We start from the raw sequence: 12,134 nt of genomic DNA on the forward strand, positions 1-12,134 counted from the left end.
TAGATCTTTACTGGACACAGTATGTGTGTTCAACGCAGGCCCACTGTGGGAGCGAGCCTGCTCGCGAAGAGGCCCGATCAGGCAATGAAAATACTGGATCAGTTGAACTCGTCACCCACCGGATACCGGCTGGCATTCAAGCTCTCCTTGATCTTGCGCAAGTGCGGCTGGAAGTCCACGCCCCGGCGCAAGGTCATGCCGGTGGCGAGCACGTCCAGCACAGTCAGTTGAATGATCCGCGAGGTCATCGGCATGTAGATGTCGGTGTCCTCCGGCAGCGGGATGTTCAGGCTCAAGGTGCTGGCCTTGGCCAAGGGTGAGTTCTCCGCGGTCAAGCCAAGCACCGATGCGCCGTTTTCCCGGGCGATGCGGGCCACTTCCACCAGTTCGCGGGTGCGACCGGTGTAGGAAATGATCACGAATAACTCGCCGGTGTGCGCCACCGACGCAATCATGCGCTGCATCAGCACGTCGGCATGGGCGGTCACGGCCAGATTGAAGCGGAAGAACTTGTGCTGCGCATCCAGGGCCACCGGGGCTGAAGCGCCGAGGCCGAAGAAGTGGATCTGCCGGGCCTGGATCAACAGGTCGACGGCGCGGCTGATCAGGTTCGGGTCCAGCGCCTGGCAAGCGCTGTCCAGGGACGCGATGGCGCTGCCGAAGATTTTCTGGGTATAGGCTTCCGGATTGTCGTCGGCCTCCACCGCACGGCTGACGTACGCCGCGCCGCTGGCCAGGCTCTGGGCCAGTTGCAGCTTCAGTTCGGGGTAGCCGCTGACGCCGAACGAACGGCAGAAACGGTTGACCGTCGGCTCACTGACCGATGCGGCCTGGGCGAGGGCGGCGATGCTGAACCGGGTGGCCTGCTGTGGGTTGAGCAGGATCACTTCGGCGACTTTGCGTTCGGCCTTGTTCAGCTCTTCAAGGCGATTCTGGATCTGCTCCAGTAGATTTCGCACGCGGTCCATATGGATTTCCTTGATTCACCTGCGCCGATAAGCGCACGGCTAATGCAAAAAGGGCCTTTGATGCGGCCCGTAACGGTGGCCTATCCTACTGATGGCTCCGACCGACCACCACTCGGAATCTGTATTTTGCGAAAATGTTGTGGTTATTACTACATTTTCCCTTGAGTGATGCCTTGAAAAAAGGTATTTGTAGCTTAACTTGATAAAAGAACAAACATCATGCCTTCGATTACGGTTGAACCGTGCACCTTCGCCTTGTTCGGCGCCCTCGGCGATCTGGCCCTGCGCAAGCTGTTTCCTGCCCTTTATCAACTCGACGGTGCAGGCCTGCTGCACGAGGACACGCGCATCATCGCGCTGGCCCGTGAACCCGGCAGCGAGCAGGAGCATCTGACGTTCATCGCCGCCGAGCTGCGCCGCTATGTCGGTGCCAAGGAGCTGGACGAAGCCGTGGTCGAGCGTTTCCTCGCGCGCCTGAGCTACCTGCACGTCGATTTCCTCAGGTCCGAAGACTATGTGGCGCTGGCCGAAGCAGCGGGCAGCGCGCAACGGGTCATCGCCTATTTCGCCACGCCGGCAGCGGTTTACGGTGCGATCTGCGAGAACCTGGCCAAGGTTGGCCTGGCGGAAAACACCCGCGTGGTGCTGGAAAAACCCATCGGTTCGGACCTGGAGTCCTCGCGCAAGGTCAACGATGCCGTGGCGCAGTTCTTCCCGGAGAACCGCACGTATCGCATCGACCACTACTTGGGCAAGGAAACCGTCCAGAACCTGATCGCCCTGCGTTTCGCCAACAGCCTGTTCGAAACCCAGTGGAACCAGCACTACATCTCCCACGTGGAAATCACCGTGGCCGAGAAGGTTGGCATCGAAGGCCGCTGGGGTTACTTCGACAAGGCCGGTCAGCTGCGTGACATGATCCAGAACCACCTGCTGCAACTGCTCTGCCTGATCGCCATGGACCCGCCGGCCGACCTGTCCGCCGACAGCATTCGCGACGAGAAAGTCAAAGTCCTCAAGGCGCTGGCGCCGATCAGCCCGGAAGGCCTGACCACCCAAGTAGTGCGCGGTCAGTACATCGCCGGCCACAGTGAAGGCAAGTCGGTACCGGGTTACCTGGAAGAACCGAACTCCAACACCCAGAGCGACACCGAAACCTTCGTCGCCCTGCGGGCCGATATCCGCAACTGGCGCTGGGCGGGCGTGCCGTTCTACCTGCGTACCGGCAAGCGCATGCCGCAGAAGCTGTCGCAGATCGTCATCCACTTCAAGGAACCGTCGCATTACATCTTCGCTCCCGAGCAGCGCCTGCAAATCAGCAACAAGCTGATTATCCGCCTGCAACCGGACGAAGGCATTTCCTTGCGTGTGATGACCAAGGATCAAGGCCTGGACAAGGGCATGCAGCTGCGCAGTGGTCCGTTGCAGCTGAATTTTTCCGACACCTGGCGCAGTGCACGGATTCCCGATGCCTACGAACGGTTGTTGCTGGAAGTGATGCGTGGCAATCAGAACCTGTTTGTCCGTAAAGATGAAATCGAAGCCGCGTGGAAGTGGTGTGACCAGTTGATCGCCGGGTGGAAGAAATCCGGTGATGCGCCCAAGCCGTACGCGGCCGGGTCCTGGGGCCCCATGAGTTCCATTGCACTGATCACGCGGGACGGGAGGTCGTGGTATGGCGATATCTAATTTGAAACTGCCCCGGGGTGTCAGCGCCCATGCGTTCAAGAGCCCCGTGCTCTTGGCCGAAGGCCTGGCACTGAACGTGGCCAAACACCTGAACGAGGCGATCGACACCCAGGGCACCGCGACCCTGGTGGTGTCCGGCGGCCGCAGTCCGGTAGCGTTTTTCCAGCACCTGGCCAAGCAGACACTGGACTGGTCAAACGTGGTGATCAGCCTGGCTGACGAGCGCTGGGTGCCGGTGGAACACGCCGACAGCAATGCTGGCCTGCTCAAGAAATATCTGTTGCAAGGCCCGGCGGCCAAGGCGCAATTCCTGAGCCTGTACAGCGCCACCGCCAACCTGGAACAGGCAGCAGAACAAGCCGACCGTTTGCTCGCCGAATTGCCGGCGATCGACGTGCTGGTGCTGGGCATGGGGGACGACGGCCACACCGCGTCGCTGTTCCCGGGCAGCCCGAACCTCGCCGAAGCCCTGCAGGCCGACGGCAGCCGTCGCTGCTACCCGATGCTGGCGCCGACCGTGCCGCATCAGCGCCTGACCATGAGCCGTGCGCTGCTGGCCTCGGCCAAACACAAAATTCTGTCGATTTCCGGTCAGTCCAAGTTGACCACTCTCGATACCGCACTGGCCGGTGACGATGTCGCCGCACTGCCGATTCGCGCGTTTCTGCAACCCACGTTAGAGATTTACTGGTGCCCATGAGCCAAGGAACAGCCGCTATGACAAACCCATCCCCGACCGTTTCCATGGCGGATAAAGTTGCCCTGATCGACAGCCTCTGCGCCAAGGCGCGGATCCTGCCGGTGATCACCATCGCCCGCGAGCAGGACATCCTGCCGCTGGCCGATGCCCTCGCTGCTGGTGGCCTGACCGCCCTGGAAGTGACCCTGCGTTCGCAGTTCGGCCTCAAGGCCATCCAGGTCCTGCGTGAGCAGCGTCCGGAACTGATGACCGGTGCCGGCACAGTACTCGATCGCCATATGCTGGCCGCGGCCGAAGCGGCCGGTTCGCAATTCATCGTCACGCCGGGTATCACCCGCGACCTGCTGGAAGCCAGCGTCGACAGCCCGATCCCACTGTTGCCAGGTATCAGCAACGCCTCGGGCATCATGGAAGGCTACGGCCTGGGGTATCGCCGCTTCAAGCTGTTCCCGGCGGAAGTCAGCGGCGGCGTCGCGGCCATCAAGGCCCTGGGCGGCCCGTTCGGAGAAGTTAAATTCTGCCCGACCGGCGGCGTAGGCCCGGCCAACATCAAGAGCTACATGGCGCTGAAAAACGTCATGTGCGTGGGCGGTAGCTGGATGCTTGATCCGGAGTGGATCAAGAACGGTGACTGGGCCCGCATTCAGGAATGCACCGCCGAGGCCTTGGCGCTGCTGGACTGATCAGCTTTACCTGACACTTCGTTGTGTGTTCTACGGCTTTACGGTGCGCTTGGTCGGTGCACCGTTTTTTTTTGCCTGGAAGAAGACCTGTGGGATATCTGTGGGAGCGAGCCTGCTCGCGAAAGCGATCTGACAGTCAGCATCTTCATTGGATATGAATCCGTCTTCGCGAGCAGGCTCGCTCCCACAGGTCAGCGCAGCTCCGTCAGCGCCGTGACCAGTCGTTTCATATGGTCGGCGGTGGTGGTCAGCCCCGGCGTAATCCGGATGCACGGACCACACGCCGCGCCGGTGCGCACCACGGTGAACAGGTTGTAGTCGTTGAGCAGCCGCTCGACCATCGCCTGTTGATCGGCCTGGGCGGTAAAGCGCATCGACGTGATGCCGCAATACAGTCGAGGGTCGTCCGGGGTCAGGACTTCAATGCCGGGCAACTCGCGTACCGCACGAACCCAGAGGTTACGCAGGTGGTTGAGGCGCGTGCCCTTGGCCGCGGAACCGCCCATCGCGTGATGTTCCTCGATGACCAGCGGCAAGGTCAGCAAGGCCGGGATGTTAGGTGTGCTGTAGGGCGTACGGGCACGAATGTCGGTCAGCGCAAAGTGCATTTCGCCCATGTCCGGGTCGATGTCCGCCAGGCGCTCAGGGGCGATGTAGAGGAAGCCTAAGGTCAACGGTGCACCGATCCACTTGTGCAGGTTGTAGGCCGCGAAGTCGATGCCCAGTTCATCGAGGTTGAACTCGAATTGACCCAGCGCGTGGGCGCCATCGAGGATCACGTCGATACCATGCTCCTTGGCGGCAGCGGCAATGGCCTGCACCGGCATCACCAGGCCGGTACGGTGGGTGATATGGGTCAGGGCCATCAGCTTGAGCCGCGGGTAGCGCGCAAAGGTTTCACGGTAGGTGGCGATCAAGTTGTCGAAGCTGGCGGGGTGCCGGTGTTCGATCTCGATGACGTCGACACCGCGATGTTTCGCCAGCCAGCGCATGGCGCCCTTGACGGTGTCGTACTCCAGATCGCAGATCAGCACCTGGTCACCCGGCTGCAGGCGATTGTAGTTGCGGATCAGCGACTGCAAACCCTCCGTAGCGTTGCTGGTGAGCGCGACCGTCTCGGCGGACACACCGATCAGATTGGCCACTTGCGCCTGGATCTTGATGCTTTCGCCCTGTTCGAAACGCTGACGAACGTGAACCGAGTTGCCGCGATTGATCAGTTCGATGTTGCGCTGATATTCCTCGACCACCGTGCGCGACATACGTCCGAAATAACCGTTTTCCAGGTTGATCGGGCCGGGTTGCAGATCGTAGCGATCGGCAAAGGTTTGCCAGAAGGCTTCATCACGGGCGCGGCGGGTGTTGTCGGGCATGGGGTTACTCGATCAGGGGCGGGATGAGTGAATCAGTGGCGAGGGGCAGGTTTGCCATGTTTGGCGCGCAGCGGTTCCAGCAACTCCGACAAACCGTTGTGATCGATTTCCTGCATCAGCGCCAGCAGGCCACCCAGTTCGCCATGGGGGAAACCTTCCCGGGCGAACCAGTTCAGGTAGGGCCCCGGCAAGTCCGCAATGATCCGGCCTTTGTACTTGCCGAAGGGCATTTCGCGGGTTATCAGCAGTTCGAGCTTTTCAGGGTTCATCACGCAGTCGTCTTGATTCAATGAGTCGGAAAAATACAGGCATTCTGCATGCAGGCCAAATGACAGATCATGCAAAAAAAACGGATACAGATTTCCAGGTTTTATCTAACTACATGAAATATAACGGTTAATTGATCGGTTCGAAGCTGGCATGCAGGCTGCACTACTTAAGGCATCTTTCATCAACCGCAAGGAATTGAAAAATGACCGACATGAATAAAGAAGCGATTTCTGTACTCAACGACCTGATTGAAACCAGCAAGGACGGTCAGGAAGGGTTCAAGACTTGCGCTGAAGACATTAAACACCCTGAACTCAAAACCCTGTTCGTGCAACGCTCGGCCGATTGCGCTGCGGCTGCCGCAGAATTGCAGAGTGCCGTGCGTTCGATGGGTGGCGATCCGGAAACATCCACCAGTGTCAGCGGCGATTTGCACCGTCGCTGGGTCGACGTGAAGTCGATGTTCACCGGCAAGGACGAAGAGGCTGTGCTGAACGAAGCCGAGCGCGGTGAAGACCATGCGCTGAAGGCTTATCGCGATGCCATGGAAAAAATCAACAAACACAACCTGGTGGGCATTCGTGACATCGTTGAACGTCAGTACCACGGTGTGCAGCGTAACCACGATCAGGTCAAAGCCCTGCGTAACCAGGCGCGCGCACGCTCATAAGCGCGATTGGTAACAGCTCTGGGCCCTGTGGGACCTGTGGGAGTGAGCCTGCTCGCGAATACGGTCTGTCAGGCGGCATTGAAGCCGCCTGACACTCCCTCTTCGCGAGCAGGCTCGCTCCCACATTTCTTTGTGCTGTGAATCAGCCGATGCTGATTTCCGGCAACTCGGTCAGGGTCACCGATTGCTGTTTGCGCGGCGCCAGAATCTCCGCCTCGCCATCCACCACCAACTCATCGCGCTGGTTGAACACCCGTGTGGCAATGCGCACACGGAACTTCGGCAGTTTTTCCAGGATCTCCAGGCGCACCGTCAGGGTGTCGCCGATTTTCACCGGCTTCTGAAAGCTCATCTGCTGGCCGATGTAGATAGTGCCCGGTCCTGGCAATTCGCAGGCGACTGCGGCGCTGATCAACGCACCGCTGAACATGCCGTGGGCGATACGTTCCTTGAACATGGTGCTGGCGGCGTATTCGGCGTCCAGGTGCACCGGGTTGTGGTCGCCCGACATCGCGGCGAACAACTGAATGTCGCGCTCTTCGACCGTCTTGCTGAAGCTGGCGGTCTGGCCGATTTCGAGGGCTTCGTAAGGGGTGTTGGTAACCTGGGTCATCGGTCTGAATTCCTGTGACGAGTAAAAAGATTCACAAAAAACTATTCGGTTCGGTGTGGCCGGGGATTGCTCAGGGTCTGGTGGATCCAGGCCAGCACATCGGCGGTCACTTCATCGCGGTTGGTTTCGTTGAACAGTTCGTGCCGCGCCTGCGGGTAAACGGTCAGTTGCAGGCTCTGGCTTCCGGCCTCGCGCAAGGCGCCGGCCAGATCTTTCAGACGCTTGCCTTCGCTCACCGGATCACATTCGCCGCCGATCACCAGCAACGGCAGGCCCGGATCGATCTGGGCGAGATTGGACGCTTTGCTGATTTGCTGCAACCCGCCAAGCAAATCGATCCACAGTTGATTGGTGCAGCGAAAGCCGCAGAGCGGGTCGTTGGCGTAAAGGTCGACCTCCGCCGGATCGCGGCTGAGCCAGTCGAATGGGGTGCGCACCGGTTTGAATTTCTTGTTGAACGAACCGAACGACAACCATTCGATCAGAGCGCTGCGGCCCTTGGGGCCCTGGCGCAGGCGTTCGAAACGGGCGATCTGGCGTGCCGCGCGATAAAGCGCCACGGGCTGGAAGTTCGAACCGCTGAGAATCGCGCCATGCAGGCTGGCGCTGTGATGCAACAGATACGCCTGGGCGATGTAGCTGCCCATGCTGTGGCCCAGCAGCACGATCGGCGCGCCGGGATGTTGCTGGCCGATGTGTTGGTTGAGGCAGGCCAGGTCACCCACCACTTTGGCCCAACCGTCCGTGTCGGCAAAATGGCCGAGCGTCCCGTTTTCGGCAGTTTTGCCATGTCCGCGCAGGTCCGGGGCGTACACGCCATAGCCTTGATCACAGAGTTTTTCCGCCAGACGCGCGTAGCGACCGCTGTGTTCCGCCATGCCGTGCGCCAGCAGGATCACGGCCTTGGGACTGCCAGTGGGCAGCCACTGATTGACGAAGAGTCGGCTGCGGTCGCTGGTGGTCAACCAGAACGTATCGTGGATCATCGCGATTCCTTTGCTGGGGCATGGGGCATGGGGCATGGAGCTTGCGGCTTGCAGCTTAAAGCTTGCAGCTCAAGTTTATAGCGCATCCTTCGCCGGTCGTCTGATCAGGCCGTGCCGCGGCAGCAAGATTCACACGATCTATGACACACGTGCACATATTTGCCTGATTCGCCATAACTGCTAGTGTCCGAGAAGCTCCGCTTTTCCGCTTTCCGAGAAATGAGCGAGAAATGACAGAAAAGCGGCCCCGGATAGGCTCAGGTAAAGAGGACAAGAACAATGCAACCTGATTTCTGGAATGACAAGCGCCCGGCCGGCGTACCACTGGACATTGACGTCGCTGAGTACAAGTCGGTCATCGAGGTGTTCGAGCGTTCCTGCAAGAAGTTTGCTGATCGCCCGGCGTTCAGCAACATGGGTGTCACCCTGACCTACGCCGAACTGGAACGCTACAGCGCCGCGTTCGCCGGCTACCTGCAAGCCCACACCGACCTGGTGCCGGGGGATCGCATCGCGGTCCAGATGCCCAACGTCCTGCAATACCCGATCGCCGTGTTCGGCGCCTTGCGTGCAGGACTGATCGTGGTCAACACCAACCCGCTGTACACCGCGCGGGAGATGCGTCATCAGTTCAAGGATTCCGGCGCCCGGGCGCTGGTGTACCTGAACATGTTCGGGCAAAAGGTCCAGGAAGTGCTGGCCGACACCGATATCCAGTACCTGATCGAAGCGAAAATGGGTGACATGATGCCCGCCGCCAAAGGCTGGCTGGTCAATACCCTGGTGAGCAAGGTCAAGAAAATGGTCCCGGCCTATTCCTTGCCCCAGGCCATTTCCTTCAAGAGCGCCTTGCACCAGGGCAAAGGAAAGGGCATCAAACCGCTGAGTGCCGGCCTCAACGACATCGCCGTGCTGCAATACACCGGCGGCACCACTGGGCTGGCCAAGGGCGCGATGCTGACCCACGGCAATCTGGTGGCCAACATGCAGCAGGCGCGGGCCTGCCTCAGTCAGTTTGCCAGTGACGGCCAGCCGCTGTTGCGTGAAGGCCGAGAGGTGATGATCGCGCCGTTGCCCCTGTACCACATCTATGCGTTCACGGCGAACTGCATGTGCATGATGGTGACCGGTAACCACAACGTGTTGATCACCAATCCGCGGGACATTGCCGGCTTTATCAAGGAGCTGAAAAACTGGCGTTTCTCGGCGCTGCTGGGGCTCAACACGCTGTTCGTGGCGTTGATGGACCACCCGGACTTCAAAACCCTGGATTTCTCCAGCCTCAAGCTCACCAACTCCGGCGGCACCGCGCTGGTCAAGGCCACGGCCGAGCGCTGGGAACAGTTGACCGGTTGCCGCATCACCGAAGGCTACGGCCTGACCGAAACCTCGCCGGTGGCCTGCACCAACCCCTATGGCGACCAATCGCGCATCGGTACGGTCGGCCTGCCGGTGCCGGGCACCACGCTCAAGGTTATCAACGATGAAGGCGTCGAGCAGCCGTTGGGCGAGCGCGGCGAGCTGTGCATCAAAGGCCCGCAGATCATGAAGGGCTACTGGCAGAAACCCGAGGCGACCAACGAAGTGCTGGATGCCGACGGCTGGTTCAAGTCGGGCGACATCGCGGTGATCGACCCGGACGGCTTCGTGCGCATCGTCGATCGCAAGAAAGACATGATCATCGTCTCGGGTTTCAACGTGTACCCGAACGAGATCGAGGACGTGGTGATGGCGCACCCGAAAGTGGCCAACTGCGCGGTGATCGGTGTGCCGGACGAGCGTTCGGGCGAGGCGGTGAAGTTGTTCGTGGTCGCCCGCGAAGCGGGTGTCAGCCTTGAAGAGTTGAAGGCCTACTGCAAGGAAAACTTCACGGCGTACAAAGTACCCAAGCACATTGTTTTGCGTGAGTCGTTGCCGATGACGCCGGTGGGCAAGATTCTGCGACGGGAGTTGCGTGATATCGCCTAAGCGGTGAATGGTTGGTCCCTGTGGGAGCGAGCTTGCTCGCGATGGACGTCAACGATAACGCGCCCTGTCTGGATGGGCGCGTTGTCCGAGCGTTTTTCGCGAGCAAGCTCGCTCCTACAGTTTTTAGAGGCCCCGAATTTCGTGGCTTTCAGCGACATATAGGTTTATTGCTCTAAAATGACTGCTTGTTATTCTTGAGTCACCAATGTGACCGTAGAGGCCGCTTTTGGCTCTAGTCGACCCTATTCAAAGCTGCTACTCTCGGCGCGCTTTGTGACTTCTCGGCCTAGTAAAAAGCCAGACTCACCTATAGACAAACACCAATAATAATCGCATCAAATGCGGTGCTGAATTCGCGTTGCTGAGGAGTGGGCTTCCATGATCGAAGACTTTTGGAAGGATAAGTACCCAGCTGGAATTGCTGCCGACATCAATCCAGACGAGTACCCGAATATTCAGGCAGTGTTGAAGCAATCCTGCCAACGCTTCGCCAACAAACCGGCATTCAGCAACCTGGGCAAGACAATCACCTACGGTGAACTGTACGAATTGTCCGGTGCCTTTGCCGCCTACCTGCAACAGCATACCGATTTGCAGCCAGGCGATCGAATCGCCGTGCAACTGCCCAACGTGTTGCAGTACCCGGTTGCCGTCTTCGGGGCCATCCGCGCCGGGCTGATCGTGGTCAACACCAACCCGCTATACACCGCGCGGGAAATGGAACACCAGTTCAACGACTCCGGTGCCAAGGCCCTGGTCTGCCTGGCCAACATGGCACACCTGGCCGAAGCCGTCGTGCCGAAAACCGGGGTCAAGCACGTCATTGTTACTGAAGTCGCCGATCTGTTGCCGCCGCTCAAGCGTCTGCTGATCAACAGCGTGATCAAGTACGTGAAAAAGATGGTGCCGGCGTATCACTTGCCAAAAGCCATCAAGTTCAACGACGTGTTGAGCAAGGGCCACGGTCAGCCAGTGACCGAGGCCAGCCCGGCCAGCAGCGATGTCGCGGTGTTGCAATACACCGGCGGCACCACCGGCGTGGCCAAGGGCGCGATGCTGACCCATCGCAACCTGGTGGCGAACATGTTGCAGTGCAAGGCGCTGATGGGTTCCAACCTCAATGAAGGCTGCGAGATCCTGATCACGCCGCTGCCGCTGTACCACATCTATGCCTTCACCTTTCATTGCATGGCGATGATGCTGATCGGCAACCACAACATCCTGATCAGCAACCCGCGCGATTTGCCGGCGATGGTCAAGGAGTTGTCGAAGTGGAAGTTCAGCGGTTTCGTCGGCCTCAATACCTTGTTTGTGGCCCTGTGCAACAACGAAGGCTTCCGCAAGCTGGATTTCTCGGCGCTGAAAGTCACCCTGTCCGGTGGCATGGCCCTGCAACTGGCGGCTGCCGAACGCTGGAAAGCCGTCACCGGTTGCGCCATCTGCGAAGGTTACGGCATGACCGAAACCAGCCCGGTGGCCACGGTCAACCCGATCCAGAACATCCAGATCGGCACCATCGGCATTCCGGTGCCGTCGACCCTGTGCAAAATCATCAATGATGCCGGTGCTGAACAACCGATGGGCGAAATCGGTGAGCTGTGCGTGAAGGGGCCGCAGGTGATGAAGGGCTACTGGCAGCGCCAGGAAGCCACCGATGAAATCCTCGACAGCGAAGGCTGGTTGAAGACCGGCGACATCGCGCTGATCCAGCCCGATGGCTACATGCGCATTGTCGATCGCAAGAAAGACATGATCCTGGTTTCCGGTTTCAACGTGTACCCGAACGAACTGGAAGACGTATTGGCGACCTTGCCGGGCGTGCTGCAATGCGCGGCCATCGGCGTGCCGGACGAGAAGTCGGGCGAGGCGATCAAGATTTTCATCGTTGCCAAACCGGGCGTGACCCTGACCAAGGAACAAGTGATGGAGCACATGCGTGCGAACGTCACCGGCTACAAGGTTCCGAAAGCCGTGGAGTTCCGCGATGCGCTGCCGACCACCAACGTCGGCAAGATCCTGCGTCGGGAACTGCGCGATGAAGAGTTGAAGAAGATCAACGCGAAGAAAACCGCCGCGTAATCAAACAAAAAGCCCCGCAGATGCGGGGCTTTTTTTCTGTCCGGAGCATCTTCAGCGCCGCTGAAGTCGCCTTCGCGAGCAGGCTCGCTCCCACAGGTGATCGCATGCTTTCTGAAGTCACTCGGTCAAAACTGT

Annotated in this window: 11 protein-coding genes; 6 read left to right on the forward strand and 5 right to left on the reverse strand. The window is 59.5% G+C overall.

Annotation, left to right across the window (positions count from 1 at the left end):
* Window positions 1–98: 98 nt before the first annotated feature.
* The gene (locus ACW9HW_RS25360; protein WP_170948639.1) at window positions 99–959 is read right to left on the reverse strand and encodes a MurR/RpiR family transcriptional regulator; all 861 of its coding nucleotides are present in this window, start codon (window positions 957–959) and stop codon (window positions 99–101) included.
* A gap of 228 nt (window positions 960–1,187) precedes the next feature.
* Between ACW9HW_RS25360 and zwf the strand changes: the two genes are divergently transcribed.
* The 3 genes from zwf to ACW9HW_RS25375 are packed head-to-tail and all read left to right on the forward strand — an operon-like array spanning window position 1,188 to window position 4,040.
* Window positions 1,188–2,657: a glucose-6-phosphate dehydrogenase gene (gene zwf / locus ACW9HW_RS25365; RefSeq protein ID WP_095193209.1), complete on the forward strand. Its 1,470-nt coding sequence runs from the start codon at window positions 1,188–1,190 to the stop codon at window positions 2,655–2,657.
* A complete protein-coding gene (pgl, locus tag ACW9HW_RS25370; RefSeq protein ID WP_457402057.1) occupies window positions 2,644–3,357 on the forward strand; it encodes a 6-phosphogluconolactonase in 714 nt (237 codons plus the stop codon). Before zwf ends, pgl begins: the two co-directional genes overlap by 14 nt.
* A 17-nt stretch (window positions 3,358–3,374) precedes the next feature.
* A complete protein-coding gene (locus ACW9HW_RS25375; protein ID WP_457402058.1) occupies window positions 3,375–4,040 on the forward strand; it encodes a bifunctional 4-hydroxy-2-oxoglutarate aldolase/2-dehydro-3-deoxy-phosphogluconate aldolase in 666 nt (221 codons plus the stop codon).
* Between the two features lie 191 nt (window positions 4,041–4,231).
* Here ACW9HW_RS25375 and ACW9HW_RS25380 read toward each other — a convergent pair whose 3' ends face one another.
* The gene (locus ACW9HW_RS25380) at window positions 4,232–5,413 is read right to left on the reverse strand and encodes an aminotransferase class V-fold PLP-dependent enzyme (RefSeq protein WP_457402059.1); all 1,182 of its coding nucleotides are present in this window, start codon (window positions 5,411–5,413) and stop codon (window positions 4,232–4,234) included.
* A gap of 32 nt (window positions 5,414–5,445) precedes the next feature.
* Window positions 5,446–5,682: a DUF3820 family protein gene (locus ACW9HW_RS25385; protein WP_003213031.1), complete on the reverse strand. Its 237-nt coding sequence runs from the start codon at window positions 5,680–5,682 to the stop codon at window positions 5,446–5,448.
* A 203-nt stretch (window positions 5,683–5,885) separates the two neighbouring features.
* Here ACW9HW_RS25385 and ACW9HW_RS25390 point away from each other — a divergent pair, with 203 nt between their 5' ends.
* The gene (locus ACW9HW_RS25390; RefSeq protein ID WP_008056786.1) at window positions 5,886–6,353 is read left to right on the forward strand and encodes a ferritin-like domain-containing protein; all 468 of its coding nucleotides are present in this window, start codon (window positions 5,886–5,888) and stop codon (window positions 6,351–6,353) included.
* A 142-nt stretch (window positions 6,354–6,495) separates the two neighbouring features.
* On the opposite strand, the gene ACW9HW_RS25395 is transcribed toward ACW9HW_RS25390, so the two are convergent.
* Window positions 6,496–6,966, reverse strand: coding sequence for a MaoC family dehydratase (locus tag ACW9HW_RS25395; protein WP_095193212.1), 471 nt, complete (start codon window positions 6,964–6,966; stop codon window positions 6,496–6,498).
* Between the two features lie 41 nt (window positions 6,967–7,007).
* Window positions 7,008–7,952, reverse strand: a complete 945-nt coding sequence (locus ACW9HW_RS25400; RefSeq protein ID WP_457402060.1) for an alpha/beta hydrolase — start codon at window positions 7,950–7,952, stop codon at window positions 7,008–7,010.
* Window positions 7,953–8,231: 279 nt separating this feature from the next.
* On the opposite strand from ACW9HW_RS25400, the gene fadD2 reads away from it, so the two are divergent.
* Entirely contained in the window at window positions 8,232–9,920 is a 1,689-nt protein-coding gene (fadD2, locus tag ACW9HW_RS25405) for a long-chain-fatty-acid--CoA ligase FadD2 (RefSeq protein WP_457402061.1), read from the forward strand.
* A gap of 378 nt (window positions 9,921–10,298) precedes the next feature.
* Entirely contained in the window at window positions 10,299–11,999 is a 1,701-nt protein-coding gene (gene fadD1, locus ACW9HW_RS25410; RefSeq protein WP_457402062.1) for a long-chain-fatty-acid--CoA ligase FadD1, read from the forward strand.
* Window positions 12,000–12,134 lie beyond the last annotated feature (135 nt).

The organism is Pseudomonas sp. SDO5532_S415 (assembly GCF_054071155.1).